Annotated in this window: 17 protein-coding genes; 5 read left to right on the forward strand and 12 right to left on the reverse strand. The window is 42.9% G+C overall.

Translation table 11 applies throughout. The features are described 5' to 3' along the window. Positions 1-152: 152 nt before the first annotated feature. The 3 genes from OCV60_RS06135 to OCV60_RS06145 form a co-directional block, all read right to left on the reverse strand. Complete coding sequence (locus OCV60_RS06135; protein ID WP_008401292.1) at positions 153-695, reverse strand: nitroreductase family protein; 543 nt, start codon at positions 693-695, stop codon at positions 153-155. Positions 696-802: 107 nt separating this feature from the next. Continuing rightward, on the reverse strand, positions 803-1888 hold the full coding sequence (locus OCV60_RS06140) for an N-acetylmuramoyl-L-alanine amidase (protein WP_117785147.1): 1086 nt from the start codon (positions 1886-1888) through the stop codon (positions 803-805). Positions 1889-1946: 58 nt separating this feature from the next. Next, positions 1947-3326 carry a M18 family aminopeptidase gene (locus OCV60_RS06145; protein ID WP_262529751.1) on the reverse strand — a complete coding sequence of 460 codons (1380 nt, stop codon included), beginning with the start codon at positions 3324-3326 and terminating at the stop codon, positions 1947-1949. Between the two features lie 134 nt (positions 3327-3460). On the opposite strand from OCV60_RS06145, the gene OCV60_RS06150 reads away from it, so the two are divergent. Beyond that, the gene (locus OCV60_RS06150) at positions 3461-4555 is read left to right on the forward strand and encodes a prephenate dehydrogenase (RefSeq protein WP_117785149.1); all 1095 of its coding nucleotides are present in this window, start codon (positions 3461-3463) and stop codon (positions 4553-4555) included. A 51-nt stretch (positions 4556-4606) separates the two neighbouring features. Further along, the gene (gene aroA / locus OCV60_RS06155; protein ID WP_173788935.1) at positions 4607-5878 is read left to right on the forward strand and encodes a 3-phosphoshikimate 1-carboxyvinyltransferase; all 1272 of its coding nucleotides are present in this window, start codon (positions 4607-4609) and stop codon (positions 5876-5878) included. Positions 5879-6515: 637 nt separating this feature from the next. Here aroA and queA read toward each other — a convergent pair. The 8 genes from queA to OCV60_RS06195 form a co-directional block, all read right to left on the reverse strand. Further along, positions 6516-7541 carry a tRNA preQ1(34) S-adenosylmethionine ribosyltransferase-isomerase QueA gene (queA, locus tag OCV60_RS06160; protein WP_117785151.1) on the reverse strand — a complete coding sequence of 342 codons (1026 nt, stop codon included), beginning with the start codon at positions 7539-7541 and terminating at the stop codon, positions 6516-6518. A 176-nt stretch (positions 7542-7717) separates the two neighbouring features. Continuing rightward, positions 7718-7912 carry a hypothetical protein gene (locus tag OCV60_RS06165; protein WP_117785152.1) on the reverse strand — a complete coding sequence of 65 codons (195 nt, stop codon included), beginning with the start codon at positions 7910-7912 and terminating at the stop codon, positions 7718-7720. Then, the gene (locus OCV60_RS06170; protein ID WP_117785153.1) at positions 7905-8414 is read right to left on the reverse strand and encodes a hypothetical protein; all 510 of its coding nucleotides are present in this window, start codon (positions 8412-8414) and stop codon (positions 7905-7907) included. Before OCV60_RS06170 ends, OCV60_RS06165 begins: the two co-directional genes overlap by 8 nt. Positions 8415-8534: 120 nt before the next feature. After that, a complete protein-coding gene (gene pheT, locus OCV60_RS06175) occupies positions 8535-10964 on the reverse strand; it encodes a phenylalanine--tRNA ligase subunit beta (protein ID WP_262529757.1) in 2430 nt (809 codons plus the stop codon). 24 nt (positions 10965-10988) lie between these two features. Beyond that, positions 10989-12008, reverse strand: a complete 1020-nt coding sequence (pheS, locus tag OCV60_RS06180) for a phenylalanine--tRNA ligase subunit alpha (RefSeq protein ID WP_262529759.1) — start codon at positions 12006-12008, stop codon at positions 10989-10991. A gap of 429 nt (positions 12009-12437) precedes the next feature. Continuing rightward, complete coding sequence (locus tag OCV60_RS06185; RefSeq protein ID WP_021944719.1) at positions 12438-12989, reverse strand: pilus assembly FimT family protein; 552 nt, start codon at positions 12987-12989, stop codon at positions 12438-12440. A gap of 98 nt (positions 12990-13087) precedes the next feature. Next, on the reverse strand, positions 13088-13993 hold the full coding sequence (locus OCV60_RS06190; RefSeq protein WP_262529762.1) for a YihY/virulence factor BrkB family protein: 906 nt from the start codon (positions 13991-13993) through the stop codon (positions 13088-13090). Continuing rightward, positions 13983-15539, reverse strand: a complete 1557-nt coding sequence (locus tag OCV60_RS06195) for a SpoIID/LytB domain-containing protein (protein WP_021944721.1) — start codon at positions 15537-15539, stop codon at positions 13983-13985. The genes OCV60_RS06190 and OCV60_RS06195 overlap by 11 nt, the downstream gene beginning before the upstream one ends. Positions 15540-15999: 460 nt before the next feature. On the opposite strand from OCV60_RS06195, the gene OCV60_RS06200 reads away from it, so the two are divergent. From OCV60_RS06200 to OCV60_RS06210, 3 genes are read left to right on the forward strand one after another with little or no spacing between them, the layout of a single operon-like run. After that, complete coding sequence (locus OCV60_RS06200) at positions 16000-16605, forward strand: hypothetical protein (protein ID WP_021944722.1); 606 nt, start codon at positions 16000-16002, stop codon at positions 16603-16605. 39 nt (positions 16606-16644) lie between these two features. Next, positions 16645-17592 carry a DUF2156 domain-containing protein gene (locus OCV60_RS06205; protein ID WP_021944723.1) on the forward strand — a complete coding sequence of 316 codons (948 nt, stop codon included), beginning with the start codon at positions 16645-16647 and terminating at the stop codon, positions 17590-17592. 46 nt (positions 17593-17638) lie between these two features. Further along, positions 17639-18874, forward strand: a complete 1236-nt coding sequence (locus OCV60_RS06210) for a 6-phosphofructokinase (RefSeq protein ID WP_021944724.1) — start codon at positions 17639-17641, stop codon at positions 18872-18874. A 469-nt stretch (positions 18875-19343) separates the two neighbouring features. On the opposite strand, the gene OCV60_RS06215 is transcribed toward OCV60_RS06210, so the two are convergent. Beyond that, a complete protein-coding gene (locus OCV60_RS06215) occupies positions 19344-23546 on the reverse strand; it encodes an Ig-like domain-containing protein (protein ID WP_262529768.1) in 4203 nt (1400 codons plus the stop codon). Between the last annotated feature and the right edge of the window lie 104 nt (positions 23547-23650).

Consider the following 23650-nt stretch of genomic DNA (forward strand, 5'->3'; position numbering starts at 1 on the left):
TGCACCTTAGCAGACCATATCATCTATACTAAAGTGCAGTATATTTTTTCTCTTTCGAGACACTATTCGTTTTGTTGGCTATTCCGACAGACTTTTGTTTCTTCCAAATCTATCTTCTGTCAGTATTCATTATATAATGAATAAAATAGCTCTTACTGGATCGTTAATAGATCATCAACTGATTTTCTTGGTGGCATCTCCGGTGCAAATACCGGATATCCCATTGCAATAACGGTGGCAACTGTCTGACCTTCCGGCACACCTACGATCTCTCCAACCTTCTTATCATCAAATACTCCAAGGATAACCGTTCCGATTCCCTTCTCATGTGCTGCAAGACAGAATGTCTGGGCTGCGATACCGGCATCGAACATCTCCCATCCGGCACCTTTGCTTGTACTGAAGCTTCCATCTCTCTCATATCCACAAATACCGTTCTTCTGTGTCACAACCATCAACTGATGTGCTCTGGAAACTGTCTTCTCATTTAATGCGAATCCCATTACACCCTCTTCTGCGATCTTCTTGATCTTCTCCGGATCAGAAACACTGATGTAACGGATTGTCTGTGTATTCTTCCAGGATGGTGAATAGGATGCGAGTTCTACTAACTCACGGATCACTTCATCCGGAATGATATCCTCTTTGAATTTTCTTACCGATCTTCTTGTCTTAATACATTCTAATGCTTCCATGTCTTGTCCTCCTGTATTTTTATAAATATCTTTTGTATCTTCTTACATATATCGCAAGTATAACTCACTCAATGTCTTCGAAAAATCATCTCATTATCTGTTACAGATCACTCACCTGCAAAATATGCATCTATACCATCTGCAATTCCTTTTGCAAGCAGATTCTGATAATCTGATGTTACAAGCTTCTGGTCTTCTTCTGAATTTGTCATATAACCGATCTCAACGATCGTAACCGGAACCTTACACCAGTTAATTCCACTCATGGAATCTGTCTCCCAGACACCTTCGCTGTTTGCCCCTGTTGCTGCTGCCATTCCGCTTAATACATCGGCAGACAACCGTTTACAGGAATCATAGATATCTGCATTGTATGGATTATCCTTAGTCTGGCATACTGTCATAACACCGCTCGCATTTGTATCTGTAGAACCATTTGCATGGATTCTTATAAATGCATCTGCCTTATCACTGTTTGCAAGTTCTGCTCTTGCAGCGTTACTGATATCGACATCATTGGATGTACGGATCATCTTCACAGTATAGCCTCTTGCCTCTAATGCACTCTGAAGCTTTAACGCTACCTCAAGATTCAGTTCATATTCCTCTGTACCGGTTGTAACACCTGTATTACCGGCTGAGACTTTTGCTTTCTTATCTTCCGCACCGGGACCTACCGGCTCTGTATCCGTATTCGGCGTTGCCTGATGACCTGCATCAATACAGATCAGCTTGCCTTCGCCAACATTGCTTGTCTCCTGTGTTGATTCTTCTGTGCTGCTGTCATCACCACTGGATGCTGCTCCTTCTGCCTTTACAAATTTCGAATAAACATAATAGGTCTCACCCTTGATCGATACCTTGCTCCACTCATCGTTATAACCGATCCGGTCAAGCTCTACACCATCTGCAAGCTGCATCGCAGGATCTCCGTCTGTCGATGGTGCTGTTCTGACATTTACATAATCAGTCGTCGTCACCTTGTCATTTACGATCGTGAATCCTTCTTCATCCACCTGTGCTTCCGTCGTCGCTTCTGTTGTATCCTCTGTGGATGCTACATCTTCAGAAGCTTCTGTTGAACTCTCGGTAGTCGTCTTTTTTCCTGCATCCTTTTTCCCACAGGCTGCAAGTACAAATGCTGAAAGAATGATCATCATACATATAAGTATTGTTCTGTAAACCTTCTTCATAAGTAACCTCCGTCCATATTTCTATACACCTAATGTCTATTATCGCATAAATATGGCTCTATTTCAACCAAAAAGCGATAAGGAGCCGTTTCATCGACTCATAGTCTGACAAATGTGCCATTTCACATGCTGAATGCATAGCGAGTACCGGCATTCCCATATCGACTGCCTTTACCGGAAGATAGGATGAAACGATCGGACCCAGCGTAGTTCCACCCGGCATTCCTGTCTTATTGACCGTACGCTGAAACGGAATTCCTTCATCCTCACAGAGCACCTGAATCACTGCAGCAGCCTCGCTGTCTGTCACATATCGCTGAGACGCGCTGCTCTTTAAGACAACCCCATTTCCAAGCAGTACCCGGTTGACCGGATCGGATTTCTCCTGATAATTCGGATGTGTTCCATGTGCCACATCAAGAGAGATCAAAAATATCTCCGGAAGCAGCTCCTGTATGGTACGGCTCTCTCCGCTGTCTTTTAAGATACGTTCCGTTATCATCCGAAGCAGTCCGGAATCTGCTCCCTGTTTGGACAAACTCCCGATCTCCTCGTTATCGAAAAATACTCCGATGTCGAGATTCATATCAGATCCATCTACTTCCGATATTTTTTCATCTGCCAATGCAGCTTCTGTTCCCTTACCTTTTTCTTCTTTCCACTTGTTTCCGATTCGCACCAAAGATTCCAAAATCGCACTAACGGAAGATACATTATCAATTCTCGGTGATGTAAATACGCCACTGTCTCCGATCATTTGGCAGGAATCGCAATTATATAAATACAGATCATAGTCTAATATGTCCACCTTATCGATCTGAAGCATTTCTGCAACCTCATCTAAAAAGCTATGCGGTTCATCCTTCTTCCAAAGCCCAAATACCGGGATCAGTTCTTTCTGCGGATCTAATTTTGTCTCTGAATCTCCACGTTTCAGATGCGGCGCAAGACTCGGTATAATCGCAACCGGCTTCTCGGAATCATATAATCGTACCTCCGGATGAAATGCATCGCTGCCTTTTACCACTACCTTGCCGGCAAGTCCCAGCGGGCGGTCAAACCATGTCTTCATTAACAGTCCGCCATACGTCTCTATATTCAACATATGATAACCGCCTTTTTCCATATCGGCTGACGGCTTTAACTTCAGCATCGGAAAATCCGTATGGCTGGTCGCTATACGGATATGCTGCAGCTGCTTCGGCAGATGAAATGCGATCATAACAGAACTGTATGGTCTGACATAATAATCTGCTCCTGCCTGAAGCTGCCATTTGTCCTTTAACTTAAGCTCGGAAAATCCGTGTTCTTTCAGATATTCCTCTCCATGCTTTACAACATGGAATTGGGTAATTCCTTTTTCTAACATATATTTTAACAAGCCTGTCTGTTCCGGCTTTTCTGATATGAGATCAACTTCTGTTTTTCTTTCTTCCATATGCTCTGTTCTCCTGTCTTTTTACTTTGATTTCTATTGTACACCTTTTTAGTTTTTCTTGCTATTTTGATTTTATGTGTATATAATGTTGTTACACGCTTTAACGCGTTAAATCCAAAAAAGGAGAAACAGCTATGAATGCATTTAAAATTGGTTTTATCGGTCTTGGTCTGATCGGTGGATCGGTGGCAAAATCTATTCACCGTATTTTCCCAAACTATACGATCATCGGCTATGATGTCAACACCGCGACCTTAAAAGAAGCGCAGGAGGATGGCACCTTAGGTCATTATACAACAAATATCAGCGACATCGCAGACTGTGATTATATCTTTCTGTGTGCGCCGGTTCATTATAATATAGAATATCTGAAAACTTTAAAACCACTGATCTCTGATTCCTGTATCCTATCTGATGTCGGCAGTGTCAAATCCGATATCTACGATGCTGTAAAGGAACTGGGACTTGGTTCTCATTTCATCGGTGGTCATCCAATGGTCGGATCGGAACGATCCGGCTACGATGCAGCAACCGACCGTCTGATTGAGAATGCTTATTATTTCATTACTCCATCTCCGGATGCTCCGTCAGACCGCGTGGAGGAATTTATGACATTTATCGGCGATCTGGGTGCTATCCCGATCCGGTATTCCCCGGATGAACACGATAAGATCACTTCCTATATCAGCCATGTACCGCATGTGATCGCAGCGTCTCTGGTCAATCTGGTACGACATGCCGATTCTCCGGACGGAATCTTTAAATCTCTGGCAGCCGGAGGTTTTAAAGATATCACACGAATCGCATCCTCAAATCCGGTGGTTTGGGAGCACATTCTCCTCAGCAATCCGAAGAACATCGTGAATGGATTGAAGGAATATATTGAGCTTCTAAATAAAATGATTTATGATATTGAAAGAAATGACGCAAAGGACATCAATGCTTTCTTTGAGTCATCCAGAGAATACCGGGATTCCATCCCGAACAATACAAGCGGTGTTATCCGTATGCAATATGAACTCTTTGTCGATATCCCGGATGAACCGGGTGCTCTGGCAAAGGTTACGGTACTGCTTGCTGATGCAGGCATCAATCTGAAGAACTTCGGAATCTCCCATAATCGTGAAGACGAGGAAGGCGTTCTACGTTTATCCTTCTACGATACGGATGCATGCCGGAAAGCATTTGAACTTCTTGCCGATGCCGGATACCGTTTATATAACAGATAAGACAACATAAAAAGGAAATGGACGATATCGCGTCCAGACAGGTAATACATTATGATATTTTCCAGAAGAACAGGATTAAAAGGGGTCCTTACGATCCCCGGAGATAAATCCATCTCCCACCGTTCGATCATGCTTGGATCACTGGCAGATGGTATAACTGAAGTACATGGATTCTTAAACGGTGCAGACTGCATTTCTTCTATGAACTGCTTCCGCGAAATGGGTGTAACGATCGACCACAATGGGGATACCGTTATCATTCACGGTAAAGGGCTTCATGGTTTGCAGGCTCCGAAAGAAACGCTCGATGTTGGCAACAGCGGAACAACTACCAGACTGATGTCCGGAATTCTTGCGGCACAGAATTTCAAGAGCCGCGTGATCGGTGATGCATCGATCTGCCGCCGTCCGATGAAACGGATCATGACCCCGCTTTCTCTGATGGGTGCTGATATCGTGAGCGAAAACGGAAACGACTGTGCGCCGCTTCTGATCACCGGAAAGCCATTACACGGCATCCACTATAATTCACCGGTTGCTTCGGCACAAGTCAAATCTTGTATTCTTCTTGCCGGTCTGTATGCCGACGGCGAAACCAGTGTAACCGAACCATATGTATCCAGAAATCATACGGAGCTGATGTTTGATGCTTTCGGTGTCGATATCAAGACCTCCGGCACAACCGCAACTGTAAAACCTGCGGATAAATTATACGGTCAGAAGATCATGATCCCGGGAGACATCTCCTCGGCGGCTTACTTTATCGCAGCCGGACTTATCACACCGGATTCCTGTATCACGATCAAGAATGTGGGTATCAACAATACCCGTGATGGAATATTAGAAGTTGTAAAAATGATGGGCGGTACGATCACCTACGACCGACTGGATCAGCCGGGCGAACCTGCTGCAGACATCACAGTACAGACCTCAGATTTAAAAGGCTGTGTGATCGAAGGCTCCCTGATTCCGAAGCTGATCGACGAGATTCCGATCATCGCCATCATGGCATGCTTTGCAAAGGGACAAACCGTTATCAAAGATGCACAGGAACTGAAGGTGAAAGAATCAAACCGGATCGATGTTATGGTGAAGAACCTTTCCGCTATGGGCGCAGATATTAGCGCTACCGATGATGGCATGATCATCCATGGCGGCAAGCCGCTTCACGGTGCTGTCATCGACAGCCACCTCGACCACCGCATCGCCATGAGCTTTGCCATTGCCGGACTTAACGCCGACGGCGACACAGAGATTCTTGGCAGCGACTGCGTAAACATCTCCTACCCGACCTTCTATCAGGATCTCGCCGGGTTGAGGTAGTATCCCACCCGGACGCTGGAATGAGTGAATCAACACTTCTGATAGGGAATTACAAATAAATCCTGCTGCCCGGCTATGTAAAAAGACAAGCATGTTTTCTATTCGGCTCGCACATTTATTAGTCAGCAGTCGCCCAAACTCACCCTTACGGGCTCAAACATGGGCTTGGTGCTGACAATTCGTGCAAACCTCATAACGAAAACTTCGCTTACGTCTTTTGTACATAGCCGGGCAGCAGGATTTTTAATGTAATTCCCTTATATAATATCTCGATATAACTCATCCCAGCGTCCGAGCTTTTCAAAGCAATGAGGAAAAAGGCTCCGCCACATAAAATAGATTTTCTGCTTTGATGCCGATTTCACTAACATCTATATTATAAATAAACGACAATACCAGTGGTAATAGAAGATGTTCGTGTAATTTTCGTCATGAGGTTTGCACTAGCTGTCAGCACCAAGCCCTTGTCTGAACCCGTAAGGGTGAGTTTGGGCGACTGCTGACAAATCAGCGTGCGAACCGAATAGAAAATGAAACGAATCTTGCTATACCACTGGTATTGTCATTTATTTATATCAAGATCCTGAAAACCGGCATCAAAGCATATTTCCATAAAATATACGGCGGAGTCTTTGTCCTACAGAATCAACATAGCATCGCCGAAGGAGAAGAAACGATAGCGTTCTTCCACGGCTACCTTATAGGCTTCGAGAATCTTCTCGCGGCTGTAAAGGGCTGATACCAACATCAGCAACGTGGATTCCGGCAGATGGAAGTTCGTGATCAGTCCATCAATGGCTTTGAACTTATAACCCGGATAGATGAAGATATCTGTCCAACCGCTACAAGCCCGAAGCATACCGTTCTCATCAGCTACTGTTTCCAATGTTCTCGTACTGGTCGTTCCGACTGCAATGATTCGACCGCCATTTTTCTTTGTTTCATTGATCGTCTCTGCTGCTTTCTCATCGATCACATAGAATTCCGAATGCATATGATGATCCAGAATGTTGTCCTCTTTTACCGGACGGAATGTTCCAAGTCCGACATGAAGCGTTACATGTGCGATCTTGATGCCTTTTGCCTTGATCTCCTCTAAAAGCTCCTTTGTAAAATGAAGTCCGGCTGTTGGCGCTGCAGCAGAACCTTCATGCTCTGCATAGACAGTCTGATAACGGTTCTTGTCTTCCAATTTATGTGTGATATATGGTGGGAGTGGCATTTGTCCGAGTTCATCTAAGATCTCCTCAAAGATTCCCTCGTATTCAAAACGAACAATACGATTTCCCTCTTCCACGATATCGATAACTTCACCAACCAGTTTGCCGCCACCAAAGATAATCCTTGCACCGACTCTGGCTTTCTTTCCCGGTTTTACAAGCGTCTCCCAGGTACAGTCATCCAGACGCTTCAATAACAGCACCTCGATAGCCGCTCCGGTTCCTTCTTTCTCACCGATCAGTCTGGCAGGAATAACCTTTGTATCATTAATAACCAGACAGTCGCCCTCTTTCAGATATGATATTACATCATAAAAATGTTTATGTTCAATGGTTTCTTCTGCTCTGTTCAAAACCATTAATCTCGAATTATCACGCTTTAAGAGTGGGTCCTGTGCGATCAACTCCTGAGGCAGATCATAGTAAAAATCTGATAACTGCATTTTCTTATCCTCCTTAAAACTCAACTATGATAATGCCACGTTTTATGTCTAAATGCAAGGAAGAAAAACAAAGAATAAAGCAGGTAACAGATAACAAAACAAATGCCAGATACAAATAAACAAATTTTATCTGTACCTGACACCCTTTTTCATAAGCTTCAACTTTTGTTCTACCGTTATTGTCTGTGACAATAGCGTTCCCCCTCGATCAGTGAAGCGACCGTTTCTGCATCCATGCCTTTAAATTCGTCTACTACTCTTATCAGTATATGCGCCAGCATGATCTTCTGTCCAAGCAGCCGTTTGGCACTGGCATCATACTGTGCTTTCTGGTAGGTAGCATCGACGGCAAACACCACTTCATTATCCATGATCTGTCTTCTTTCCTGACAGAACAGGATAAACGACCTTCTCTATGTGGTTATTTTTTTTATCCTCGGTCTGGTCACCATCCGTATCATCTGTCTGATCACTGTCCGTTTCACCGGTCTGATTCCTATCTGCATCCTCTGTCTGACTATCAACCGGTCCAACTTCATATACCATGCAAAACAAATTGTCGCCTAATTCCGTTACTGTATATTCATCATCCACCTTTGACGGAATCGTAAGGATATTCTGCGAATCCACTTCTGTAACAGACAACTTTGTTTTATCCACTTTCGTAAGGGCTACGGTCTTTTTCTCCGCATCCAGGATTTTATATGTATAACAGCCATCTGCTGTTATATATTCCTGCTCCGTTGTATCTTCCGTCTCTGCACAGACCTTCGTCACAGATCCCATACCACTGACAAAGCCTGCTCCGGACTGCCCTGCTGCCACGACCAAAGCCATAGCTACCGCCATCATTCGTAACCTTCTTTTTCCCATCTTCTCTCCTTCTTCTCCCTGTAACAAAAAATATCTGACTGTCTAATATAACAAACCGGAGAATACTTGTATAACAAATATTCTCCGATTCATAATACCAGAATTATTCCAACCTGTAAATTAGGCTCTGAGTTCGATGCCCAGCTTTCCTAATTCTTTTACAAGCTTCTCAATAATCTTATCGACTTCTCCGGCCTCTAAGGTTCTGTCTTTTGCACGGAAAGTCATCGTGTAAGCAACAGACTTCTTACCGGCTGCGATCTGCTCGCCTTCATATACATCAAAGAGCTTATAGCTTTCAAGCAACTTGCCGCCACACTTCTTGATCAGTTCTTCTACCTGACCGACAAAGATGCTCTTGTCCATAACCATACTTAAGTCTCTGGTACTTCCGGGGAACTTTGCGATGCCTTCATACTTGATATCGAAGGATGACAGTGCTACGACATTTGGCATATCGAGAACTGCTACATATATCTCACCCTTTAAGTTATAGTTATCGCATGCTTCCGGATGAAGCTGACCGAGATAACCAACAACGGTATCGTCCTTTACGATATTTGCCTGACGGCCCGGATGTAAGAATGGATGCTCTGTTGTAGGAACATAGGTACAGATATTCTTCATACCAAGGTTATCAAATAACTCCTCGATCACACCCTTTAAGTTGAAGAAATCACCCTCGCCGTACATACCGATCGTGAGCTTCATACATTCTTCCGGAAGCTCTGTCAGTGGGAGCTGCTTTGGGAGATATACATTTCCGAATTCATACAGACGTGCAACCTTATTCTTACGATTGAAGTTTGTTGCAAGAGAAGTCAGCATACCGTTTAAGGATACCGTTCTCATGATACTGAAATCCTCACCCAGCGGATTTGCGATCGTAATCGCCTTTCTGTAAATGGAATCAGCAGGAAGCAGTAATTTGTCAAATACCTTCGGGCTTTCAAATGAATAGCACATACCACCGGAGAATCCGTTTCCTTCCAAAATGTTTCTTGCAATGTCATAGATTCTATGGCTGTATGGCTTCTTACCTACGGTAGCTTCACCCTTTGGAAGTGACATCGGAATCTTATCATATCCATAGAAACGGGCAACTTCTTCTGCCAGATCTGCCATGCAGTTTAAATCCTGACGGAAGGTTGGAACAGTAAGTGTCTTTGCTGCTTCATCATATGTTAATTCCAGCTTATCAAATATATCAAGCATGGTCTTTTCATCAATATCGGTACCAAGAAGCTTGTTGATCTTTTCAGGCTCAAACGGAAGCACCTTAGGCTGTACAGGATCCGGATATACATCAACCATACCGCCAACAACTTCACCTGCACCCATTTCTTCGATCAGCTGGCATGCACGGTTGATTGCTTCTTCTGCAAGATTTGGATCAAGTCCCTTTGTAAACTTGAATGCAGCATCTGTTGCAAGTCCGAGTCTTCTGGATGACAGACGGATATTGGTTCCATCGAAACAGGCTGCTTCAAATAATAAGGTCTGGATATCATCCGTTACCATGGAGTTCTCACCACCCATGATACCTGCGATACCAACTTCTTTTTCTCCGTCACAGATCATCAGAACATCCTTATCCAGCTTTCTTTCCTGACCATCAAGCGTCACAAATGTATCGCCATCCTTTGCGCGTCTGACAACGATCTTATTTCCTGCAATTGTGGACAGATCATACGCATGCATTGGTTGTCCATATTCTTCCATTACATAGTTTGTGATATCAACCAGATTGTTGATCGAACGGATTCCCTGTGAAGCAAGTCTCTCTCTCATCCATTTTGGTGATGGACCGATCTTTAAATTCTTTACAACTCTTGCGCAGTAACGCTTACACAGATCTGTGTCCTGAACTTCTACAGATACATAGTTATTTACATCTTCATCATTTCCTGTTTTCTTGATCACCGGTGGGTAGAATGGCTTGTCAAATGTAACAGCAGCCTCTCTTGCCATACCGATCATGGAAAAGCAGTCTACACGGTTTGATGTAATCTCATATTCTACAACAACATCATCCAGTCCCAGTGCCTTTACCGCATCATCACCCGGCTTTACATCTGCTTCCGCAGGGAATACATAGACACCGTTTTCCGGTGCTTCCGGATACAGCTCTCTGGATGATCCAAGCTCCTCAATCGCACACATCATACCATAAGATGGCACGCCACGAAGTTTTCCCTTCTTGATCTTGATTCCATCAGCAGGAAGCTCTCCGCCATCGTGTCCGCCTGCTACTTTACCGCCGTCAAGTACGGTAGGAACCAGATCTCCTTCTTTTACATTTGGTGCTCCGGTTACGATCTGAAGCAGCTCATCTGCTCCGATATCGACCTGACATACAACCAGCTTGTCAGCATCCGGGTGCTTTTCTATCTTAACGATCTTACCAACTACGATCTTTTCAAGATTCTTGTCTTTCTTCTCAAAACCTTCTACATGTGAACCGGAAAGTGTCATTGCATCGACAAATTCCTGTGCCTCTACGTCAAGATCAGGCACATATACTTTTATCCATGAAAGTGGTGTATTCATTTTTCTATCTCCTTTTCCTGTTTTTTAGAACTGCTGTAAGAAACGTACATCGTTTTCGTAAAGAAGACGCATATCGTCGATTTCGTATTTTAACAGTGCTACACGCTCCAGACCGATACCAAATGCAAATCCTGAATATTCCTCCGGATCAATGCCACAGTCATGAAGTACCTTCGGATGAACCATACCACAGCCAAGAATCTCGATCCAGCCGCTGCCCTTACATACACGACAGCCCTTGCCGCCACATTTGAAACAGGTTACATCCATCTCTGCTGATGGCTCTGTGAATGGGAAATGATGTGGACGGAACTTAACCTTTGTGTTCTCACCAAAGAATTCCTTTGCCCACTGCTGTAAAGTTCCCTTTAAGTCAGCCATCGTAATGTTCTTATCAATAACCAGACCTTCTACCTGATGGAAGGATGGTGAATGTGTTGCATCTAATTCATCAGCTCTGAATACTCGTCCCGGTGAAAGAATACGGATCGGAAGGTGGCCCTTCTCCATGATTCTTGCCTGTACCGGAGATGTCTGTGTACGGAGCAGGATATCCTTTGTAATATAGAAGGTATCCTGTTCATCCTTTGCAGGATGATTTGCAGGGATATTTAATAATTCGAAATTATATTTATCATATTCAACTTCAGGTCCTTCTACGATCTCATAGCCCATACCGATGAAGACACGTTCCAGATCTTCAAGAGCGATCTGATTCGGATGTCTGTGTCCATCAATCTTCTTGATTCCCGGAAGGGTAACGTCGATCGTTTCGCGCTTCATCTTCTCTGCACGAAGTGACTGATTGATCTTCTTTGATTTTTCCTCTAAGGCTGTCTCGATCGCCTGTCTTGCTTCATTTACCATCTGTCCAACCTTTGGTCGATCTTCAGGTGCTACATCTTTCATACCCTTTAATACCTGGGTCAGTTCACCTTTCTTTCCGAGTACAGATACTTTTACATCATTTAAGGATGTCAGCACATCTGCTTCATTGATCTTGGCAAGTGCTGCTGCTTTGATTGCCTCTAATCTGTCTTTCATCTTTCATTCTCCTTATTTATATTTTCTCAATATTTGTGAATAAACATGCGGAATACTCCTACTTGGGATACACCCTCCTGCCTCCCGGCTCGATGATGTACACAAAAAAAGCCCCAGTCCACAAAGGGACGGAGCAACCGCGATACCACCCTGATTCTGACATCCGGTCTTCCCGGCGCTGTCAGCACTCATTCTATGTTATAACGGTCATAACCCGTTATCTCCTACGCTTCCGTTTAAAGAATTCTCAGAGATAAAACTCGGATGTGAAATTAAATGAAATATGGTGCTCGATCAGGCTTCCAGCCGATGACCCGATCTCTCTGTCAGACATATCCCATCTTTTGCATCTTCAACGTCTTCTCTTCCATCCGCTTATAGTCAAGATGGTTAAAACTATACTTAAATATAGCACATTTTTAATATGTGTCAATAACTTTCTGCGATCACCCATTCAGATTTTTCTGTTGAATAGACAAGTTTTGCCTTCAGATTCCCACGCCGGTCAGATAACAGGATCTCAGAACTCACACCTGTTGCCGGATCTGAGGCAACGACTTTTCCATTTTCTGACAATGCGATCTGAAGTGGAATCCCACCATTCATATACAGGGTAATACTGCCCATTCCCATTGCTTGAAACATTTCAGAAAAATACTTTGATTTATCTGAAGAATTCGCCATATCTGCGTAACCGGAAGCAGTTGCACAGATCAACGTTCCTGATCCTGAACCACCATCCGTTGAACCTTTATATGTCACAGCACGGATCGCATAGCCATCTTCCTCTGCATCAACCACCATATTAACAACGGATTTCTCAATCTCTGATGCCGTATCAAGATATACCTGCAGTCTGGATTTTTTTACGTATTTGATAAGTGCCGGTGCGAGTACACCTGCAAGAATTGCCATGATCGCGATCACAATGATCAGCTCTACAAGTGAAAAACCTGAATCCTTCCATGTTCTTCTTTTCATATTAAACTTTCCTCCATTTATTGAACGATTTCCCCTCGTCTCATATACGCTTAGTATATTTCTCTCCTGTCGTTTTTTCAACTATTTTTTATAAAGTTTTAATCTTTTTTATGAAGGTCTGTGTGGATTTTCCGGAATACAGACCAGATCTCATCACGGAAGAACAGATTCAACTCTGCTCCCAAAAGCAGGATATACATACAGATATACAGCCAGAGCATTGCGATGACCATGCCTCCAAGATTGCCATACATATAAGTATTGATTCCAAAATAAGTAAGATAGGATGAAAATGCCGCTGATAACAATACCCAGCAGACAGTTGTGAATACCGCCCCCGGTATTGCTGTCTTCAAACGCAGATGATTATCCGGCAGACGACAATAGATTAGTAAAATAACTGCAAATACCAGCACCGGCGCAGTTAACAGTCTGGAATAAAAGAAGATCTTCTCGGAATAATCCACCCAGTTTGTCTTTGCAAGAATATCTTCCATGATCGTATTGCCAAGAACATATACTCCGACCAGTGCGATCAGCATCACGCAGAATATCAGCGTATATAATGCATTTGTCAGTCTTCGTAATATATAATTCTTGGTATCCTTCGTCCGATCCATAAAATTGAGTCCTCGTTCGATCGCCATCGTTCCTTTTGCCGCCGACCAGACTGCTACGACTGCTGACACGATCATCGTCGTTCCAACCTGCGTACTGTAGATTTCATCGACCATAAATCTGAGTGTCTCTGCCATCTTTCCCGGTATCATCTCCGCTACCAGCTCTATAAACTCCGCCTGTGTTACCGGAAGAAAACGAATGCCGATCAGAAGCATCATTGCAAATGGAAAAAAAGAAAGCAACAGAAAGAAAGCCGCCTGTGCCGCAAACGCAGACAACTGATTATCCTTGTTGATCCTCATTGCTCCCTGAACCATCCGTACAACTGTAAGATTCTGGATCCATTCGATTTTTTCTTTCACCCGGTTTACTTTATTCTTCATTTGTTTTATTTCCCGTTTCTCTCAATTTCTCAAGTTCTGTTCCATTATAATAATGAGACAGGATCTCCTCATATCCATATCCTGCTTCTGCCAGATCATTTGCCCCATTCTGGCTCATGCCGACTCCGTGACCAAAGCCACCACCATGCAATTGATAATTTCCCTCTTTATCCTGCGTAATATAAAAATACGCACTTGGCAGCAGATCAAAACCTGATGTTTCACTTCCATCCTGTTTTCGGATCACAACATCCGGTGAACACAGAAGTTCACGGATCTCCATCTGTCCTTCAATCGTAACAGAACTCTGTTTCCCGTATAATACCATATTCCGGGCAATTCCGCTATTTCCTCTTTTCGTGATCCGGACTTTCTCAATCTCTCCGGTCTGATCCGTGATATCTGCACCCGCAAGTGTCTGTATCTGATCTGCCGTCAGCGTAACCTGCCAGCGGTAAAATGGTTCTTCTTTCTCAATACTGTTCACATAGACCGTCTGATCGATAAATGCACGGAATACCTCTTCCGTTGACAATCTGCCATCCCCTATCTGAAAATATCCATGATCGAGCATAACAGTTGCATCTCCTAACCGTTTCCGATCCGCCTCTGTGTAAATCTCCAACTGATCATTCAGATAATCTAACTTTTCTCCACCCCAGACATCATCATTCCGACATGTCGTTCCACAGGAGGTTGAAAAGAAATATGCATTTACCACATCCCCGTCATTGGTCAGGATCTGTCCCTCGGTTTCCTGTACTGCATGAATCGTTTCCTCTGTTTCAAATACATTGTTATATACCTGACTGGCAGTTGTGTCATCCAGATCCGCCCCATATTCTTCAAATGCACCATCTTGGATCCTTCTAACTGCATAGCTTCTTGCACATACCGCCTGTGCTTTCAGCGCCTCTTTCTCATATGAGGAAGGCATCTCACTGGAAACAACCGCATACAGATATTCCTCAAACGCCAGTTCGTTTACAATACAATATTTATTTCCCTGTTTTTTTATCTGCAGCTTTCCCCGATAGGACGGTGCTCCTTCTGATTTATGAAAGCTCTCTATTGTCAGTTTTCCATATTGCTCCGGAATGATCGTTAAGGAAACCGGATCTGCGTCCCCGGTAAGCTCTACCAGATCAATCTCCGTTCCTTTCTTATAGCTTGTTTCTGTTTGCCCGCAGATAACACGAAAGTTCGAATCACTGCTCACCCGGACTTCTGACTGCCAGTAGCTTCCGTCATCGGACAACAGAACACGGATCGTATCTGGCATGTTCTGCTCCGACAAAACAGGAAGCTCCGCTGTATGATCGGTCTGCATGGCTTCCCGTGCCTGTTTATCTGCCTGACCGTCCGACTCTTTTACAACATCGGCACCTGCTGAATCCCGAAGATTTGATAATATGGAAATATCGGTCTGCTTATATTCTTCCGGTATTTCTTCTTTTTCTTTTATAGCATATTTTCCTGCATAAATGATCAAAACGACCAACAGGATCATCACACAAAAGGTTAAAAATTTTAAAAAATTTTTCATAAAATTCCAGTTCCTGTGACATAATTTATTTATACATGTGCTCTACTGCACATGTATATCGAAAGAAAAAGCAGCATCATAGATGCTGCTCTCTTTATCATTTGTTGAAAACTGAAATGCGTTCCTGCATTTTGAGTCCTAGCCAATGCTAGGTGGGCAACCGCAACTGAATCTCTGCCTTCCACGTTTGAAGAGGCCTGACATCGCAAACAGCAATATAGGAATCCCTTTTATTCAAATGTAGGTTCAAAATCGCAAGAAGCTTAGTACATCTCAGCTTTAACGTAATTATACTATAGGCATACTACTCATGCAAGACCTAAAATTTGGTTATTGCCTTCATTTTTTCAAATAGAAGAATTGAAAAGGAATGGCACTCTGTAGTATAATGTGTTGTAGGTATGATTTTTTTTATTGCATTTTATGCAGATCCAATCAATAATATGGCAGGTAATGAACTATGATCAAATCGATTCTGACAGTTGTTTTTGGCATATTACTTCTTCTTGCATTTATCGCTCTGATTGTCTGGTCTGTCCAGGTATCAAAGGAAAAAATGGCAAACAAACGAAGCCGCCGGACAACTGCTGTGAAAAAGAAATATGAAGAGGCACTGGAAGGTGACACAGAGGCCGATATGGGTTACTGGTATAACAAAGAGGATATGGAAGATGGCGATGCGATCACCCGTCTCCGCTGCGAACATCATTTCAACAAACTGGAAGAATGTATCAATGATCTGGTTGTGGAAATGTATGACTGCGGTCTGGTGCGAACCGAAGAGCTCTATATGATCGCATACGGAATTGAAGCCCTGACACCGGACTCTCCTGTATTCCATATAACAGGCGTATCCTCGGATGATGACGATGCTCCAGTCACCTCGCTTCCTCCGGTATCGACAGATGCACAGCGCAAGATCTATGAACGCTGGACCAGCTATGTAAATGCATTGCTGCAGCTTGTTGAGATCAGGACTTCAGAGGACAATAAAAAAGCGATCATTGACGGCCTTATGACCTACGGTCGTAAGAATCTGTTAACCCTGCTCTATAGTCCTGAATAAAAATATAGTAGAAGAATTAAGAATTAGAAAGACATATACATGGAACTTATAAAACCAACTTTATCGCAACTTGACATTTTAACTCCGTATCTGAGAGGTACCAGTATCAGAGACTGTGGTTTCTGTCCTGGAAATGCCATCTTATGGGCAGAGGAATACCATGTATCCTATACAATCCTCTCTGGTATGCTTGTATTTATATCAGAAGAAGGCGGAAAACCTTCTTCTTTTACGTTTCCGCTCGGCAAAGGCAAAGATTTTGTGAAAGATCTTCAGGATCCTGTCTATCTTCAGAATGCAAAAGCCGTATTTGAAGAAATCTGTGCCTGGTTTCAGTCAAAGGGTGTAACCCCCAGTGTCCACTGTGCGACACTGGAAATGTATGAAATCATCTCCGGCTGGTACGGCAAAAACTTCTCTTATACTCTGGATCCAGGTGATTTTGACTATATCTACACGGTAGAAAAGCTGACCGGTCTGCGTGGAAAGAAGCTGCATGGCAAACGGAATCATATCAACAGCTTTCTGCGTAATTACCCGGATTATGAATACTATACAATCACAGATGAGCACATCGATGCCTGTCTTGCAGTCGCCAGATACTGGGTGGAAAAACACGATGTCCTGCAGCCGGATCTTGCAGAAGAACATGCTTATGAATATAATATCATCCGGAAAGCTCTTGCAAACAGGAAAAAACTTCAGATGACCGGAGGAATCATCTACGTCAATCACATCCCGTCTGCATTTACCTTAGGGGAACCGCTGACCGCAGATACCTTTGACGTACATTTTGAGAAAGCAGATGACAGTATTGACGGCATCTATCCTATGATCAATCAGTCATTTGTCACGCATGAGCTTCAGGCTTATACCTATGTAAACCGCGAAGAGGATCTCGGACTTCCCGGACTTCGTAAGTCTAAGATGTCCTACGTTCCGGATATCCTCTATAAAAAAGGAATCATTCAGTTAGCTGAAATCTGACAGCACTACTGAGTAATTGATAGAACAAAAGAATGGAGAGACAAAAATGAAAAAAGAAAATTGTATCGTAGCTCAATCCGGCGGTCCTACCGCTGCAATCAACGCTTCTTTAGCCGGTGTGATCGATGGAGTTCGAAAATCCGGTAGTTTTACAAGAATCTATGGTTCTTTGCATGGTATTACCGGCGTTCTGGAAAATAATATGATGGATATGTCACTGATGGCACTCTCCCATTTTCCTATGTTGAATACACTGGAGCTTACACCAGCCATGTATCTTGGCTCCTGTCGTTACAAGCTCCCGGATTATACCGAGGATCCCGCTCCATATAAGCAGATATTTGAACGTTTTGAAGAATATGGAATCAGTGCATTCTTCTATATCGGTGGAAATGACTCCATGGATACAGTTTTAAAGCTCAGCAACTATGCCAAATCCATCCAGTCAGATGTTAAGATCATTGGAGTACCAAAGACGATCGACAACGATCTGTTTGCAACCGACCATACACCGGGCTTTGGCTCTGCTGCCAAATATGTGGCTTCCACCGTATTAGAGATTGCACATGATGCTTATATCTATAAGATTCCGGCAGTTATCATCATCGAAATTATGGGGCGGGATGCCGGCTGGCTGACTGCATCTTCCGCTCTGGCCAGAACAACCTACAGTCAGGCTCCGGATCTGATCTATCTTCCGGAAGTTGCATTTTCAAAAGAACAGTTCTTAGCCGATGTTAAAGATAAACTTACAAAACAGAAAACGGTTATTGTTGCTGTTTCGGAGGGTATTCACGATGCTGACGGCAACTACATCAGCTCAGATTCCGCTGTTGCAGACAAATTCGGTCATGCACAGTTAAGCGGTGCCGGCAAGGCTCTGGAATATCTGGTTCGTGATGAAATCGGTGTTAAAGTACGTTCCATCGAGCTGAATGTATTACAGCGTTGTGCCGGTCATATTGCATCCAGAACCGATATTACAGAATCTTTTTCTCTTGGCCAGGCAGCAGTCAAATATGCTGCTGAAGGCAAGACCGGTATCATGGCTGCGATCGAACGAATCTCAAACGATCCGTATCAGTGGGTGATCAAATCCGCCGATGTTGCTGATATTGCAAACGAAGCAAAATCCGTTCCGGTTGAATGGATCAATGAAGCAGGAAATGATGTCACAGACGAAATGATCGACTATCTTCGTCCTCTGATCATCGGTGAGGTTTCATTACAGTATAAAGATGGACTTCCTGTATATCTTCCGGTCGATCACTTATTACATTAATTGCCTGTATATCAAAAAATACAATCAAAAATCCATGCGCCCGGTGAATTCATCAAGATAAACAATGCGCATGGATTTTTTTGTATAAAACGCACAACGTATGAAAATATGTCAAAAAAAACTTACTTTTAATTTGCAAATCGTTGTTTTTATGGTCATAATTTGTTCATAATTTATCGTTATTATATAGACAGTTCTTAATTCATAATTTTTTTCTTTGTTGTTGAAGATATTAGATAAGCCCTTTCCTTTTGAGAAGGGCTTATTTAATTTATACGGACACCACATCAAAAATGAACAAACCCTAAAATGAAAAAGGCAAATGAGATATGAGATCCATGTCTGCACAACTGCCCTGATATTTTATAAAAAGCAGGATATCCTCACTCCTCATCGGAGGTATCGGATATCCTGCTTTTTGCTGTTTGCATGCCCCGGAACACCGGACATGTTCATTCAATTCGTATGTTTACTTTACTGTTATTGTACACTTAGCAGATTTCTTGCTGCCATCCTTGGCCTTAACAGTAATCGTTACTTTACCTTTTTTCTTAGCCGTTACAAGACCACTTGCAGATACTGTAGCAACTTTATTGTTTGAAGATTTCCAGGTTACAGCCTTATTGGTTGCTGACTTTGGTCCTACTGTTGCCTTTAACAGATAGGATCCCTTCTTCTTGATCGTAACCTTTTTCTTATTCAGTTTGATCGTCTTAACCGGATTTGCAACGGTTACAGAACAAGTTGCGTAAACATTGCTTCCATCCTTCGCAGTACATGTAATCGTTACACGACCTGCTTTCTTAGCAGTTACAACACCCTTTGAGCTTACTGTTGCAATCTTTTTGTCTGAAGACTTCCAGGTTACAGCCTTGCTGGTTGCATTCTTTGGTCCAACCTTTGCTTTTAAGGTATATTTCTTACCCTTTAAGATTGTTCTCTGCGTCTGATTCAGTTTGATGGACTGTACCGGATTTACAACCGTAACACTACAAGTTGCGAATACGCCGCTTCCATCCTTTGCTTTACATGTAATAACTGCCTTTCCTGCTGCCATTGCAGTAACCTGACCATAAGATGTTACCTGTGCAACCTTTGCATTTGAGGAGCTCCACTCTACAGTAGCCATATTCGCATTTTCCGGTAATACCGTCTGTGTTAAGGACTGTTTATTGCCCACAAATAATTTCATTGTCGTTGCATCTAACTTGATTGATGTAACTCTCTGCTTAACCGTTACACGGCAGGTTGTCTTAGCACCCATTCCGTCTGCAGCACTACATGTGATTACGGCTGTACCTCTTCCAACCGCTGTGATCATACCCTTCTGATCTACTTTTGCGATCTTCTCATCGGAAGATGACCATACAACCTTCTTATTACCTGCATTTGCCGGTAATACAGATGCTGCGATCGAAGCTTTTTCGCCTGCATTGATCTCAACTGTTGTCTTATCCAGTGTGATATTTGTGATCTGCTGTACAACTGTGACTTTAATTTCTTTTTCAATATTACTTCCATCCTGTGTTGTACATCTTATCGTTGTTGTTCCCGGTGCAACACCACGGATTCTTCCGATCGTATATGAGATTCCATCTACTGTCATTGTTCCACCCGAAACGGTTGCAATGGATGTATCATCCGATGACCAGGACAGTGTCTTTTTGGTTGCTGTATCCGGTGTTACCTTTGTTTTTACAACCGTATCTTTATCAATATATGCGACTACATTTGTCTGATCAACGGTAATATCTTTTGCAAGTTCATTAATTGTAAGATTAAACTGTGACTGTTTACCGCTTCCATCAAGAGCCTTGCAGTAAATGATTACTTTACCCTGCTTTAATGCAGTGATCGTTCCATCAGCAGCAATTGCTGCAATGTTCTCATCCGAAGATGACCACTCTACATCCGGATTACTTGCATCTGCAGGCATAACATTTGCTGTTACTTTCATCTTCTCTCCGGAATTCATAACAGTTCCTTCTCTTACAATCTGGATTCCGGTTACTCTCTGTATAACTGTGATCTTGCACTCGGTTGATATACCATCTGCAATCGTACAGGTAATAATGGCTTCTCCCGGTGCTACTGCACTTACAATACCCGTGGTTGTTCCTACGGTTGCTATCTCCGGATTACTGCTGCTGTATTTCGGTTTAAATAAAGATGTATCTTCTGCCTGGATCTTTGCAACAAGTGTTACTCTTCTTTCCTCTGCAGTTGCTCCCTTGATCAGGGTATATTCTGTGTGATTTAAGGTTACACCATTTGCACTTGTATATACTGTGATCTCTGCTCTTGCATATATTCCCTGATTTGCCTTCAGCTTACAGAATATAGTAGCAGTTCCTTCAGAAATTGCTGTTACCTTACCATTCTGGTCAACCTGCGCTACGGTTTCATCACTGGATGACCATACAAGTTCTTTGTTTGTTGCGGTATCCGGTGTTACTGTTGCTGTGAATGTCTTAGATACACCTGTGAACATCGTTGTCTTCTGTTCTGACAGTGTTACACCTTCGCCCATCTGGGAAACATTTACCTTTAACACTGTATCTACACCTGAATCCTTTGAAATACAATGTAAGTATACTGTACCTGCCCCCTTTGCTGTCAACACGCCTGCATTGGTACAAGTTGCAACTTTATAATTTGATGCGCTGTCTTTATCTGCTGTTGTTGTAACCTTATAAGTAACGCCTGAATACTCTTTGTCTGCTACGCCTTCATCTGTATAGCAGGTTGCTGTAAGTGTTTTTGTTTTCAGGTCATCGCCAACCCAGCTTCCTGCTACCAGGTCGATCGTATCACCATCATTATATTCAACATTCTGTTTGTCTTTTAATACAACCTTTGTTACCGGCTTATGACAGCTGATCGTCATATAAGCTCTTGCTTTGTTATTGATATTTACATAAAGGGTTGCTGTTCCTGCGCCAACACAGGTAAGCGTGCCATCATTATCTACCTTGAATACCTTTGGATCACTGGAGCTCCAGGAAATGATATCCTTGGAATATTCGTTCTCCTTCTTATCCTTTGCAACTAATGTTGTGGTATCACCGACACGAAGGCTTAACTCTGCATTTCCGCTATTCACAATGCTGCCATTTGAGGTATACCATACAATTAAGGATAATGGATTATCAACAATTAATTTAAACTTTGCTGTCTGTTTTCCAAGTCCGATATAGTAACTATATTCAACATTCTGTGTCTTTTCATTGGTAACGTCTGTATATAAGGTGTATCCCTGAAGTGTTGCATTCTTGATCAGATTATTACCATTCTGATCCGTCGTACGGATACATGCATATCCGATCGTATCATCCTTACGGTCTACACCGGAATACTCTGACTGATATCCATCGGCTACCAAATTCGCCATATTAAAGATGTAGTTTGGCTCTGACAGAGAAATATGTCTGCTGTTATTTGTACAGGAGAACTCACCCTCCAACAGTCCAGGACAGGAAGATACATCGATTGCAACCAAAGCATTATTATCCAGCTTCAATGTAGTTAAACCTGTATTATTCTTAACGTCAATTTTCTGTAAACGGTTATCCGAAAGATCCAGCTCTGTCAGTGCTGTGTTTTTGCTCACATCGATATCCATGAGCTGGTTGGAATTCAGATCCAGCTTCTCCAGTAACGGATTCTTCGTAACATCGATCGTGCTTAACAGCATAGCTCCAAGATTCAGATATTTCAGAACCGCATTCTTGCTGACATCCACAGACTGGATACTGTTATTGGACAGGTTCAATGTTTCCAGACTGGATTCTTTGGACACATCGATTGACTTGATCTTATTTCCTGCTACACTCAGTATCTGGAGCGACGTTGCTCCATCCATATTTAATACAGATATGGCATTATCATCTGCGATCAGTGTCTTAAGACCGGTATCACCTGTAATATCCAGCTCATTGATTCCACCTTCTCCACCTGACAGCATGTAGGAACAATCAACATAGGCTAATTTTGTATGATCCACACTGTTGCTTGATATATCTAACGTATGAAGCTTTGTCATATTCTGACAGTGCAGGAATTCCAGATTCGTGTTCTTGCTCAGATCCAGTGCCGACAATACGTTGTAACCAACATTCAGCCGCACAAGTGCCGGCAGCTTTGACAGATCGATCGAAGTCAGCTGGTTTCCATATACATTTAATTCTTTCAGAGCTGCATAAGTCGTCTGGAATGTGATATCTGTGATCTGATTATAGGAAAGATTAACAGAAGCAAGCTGTTCTGCTTTCTTTGGTAATGTAAATGTCGTCAACTGGTCGCTCGATGCATTAATAGATTTCAGATTCTCCAGATCCGCTACATCCAGACTTCCAATTGCCTGACCGGAACAGTCCAGATATTCCAGTGACGTAAATACATCCACGCCTGCAAGACTTGATATCTTCTTTGAATATGTACTGATACTTACATTCAATGATGTTACCGCATCAATTTCTTTTTCTGACAACGTGCCATCTTTATTTGTATCAAAATTCGATGATACATATGACCGAAAGTTCGCGTCGGTAAATGTCGAATTGATATCTACATCTCCCGTTGCAGCGACAGCTACCGGACCAATTCCGGCAAACGACTGGAATACCAGCGCAAACCCTAGTGCCGCTGAGATAAATTTCTTACCTTTTCTCATAGTTTACTCTCCTTCTTTTTACTCATCTGCCTGATTTTGTTCTGTTAAAACATCGTTCCGGGCAGAGTTCACCTAGATAACATCTATTTTAAACGCCCCCGGTT

It is taken from the genome of Coprococcus ammoniilyticus (assembly GCF_025567345.1).
GTDB classification, from domain to species: domain Bacteria; phylum Bacillota; class Clostridia; order Lachnospirales; family Lachnospiraceae; genus Coprococcus; species Coprococcus ammoniilyticus.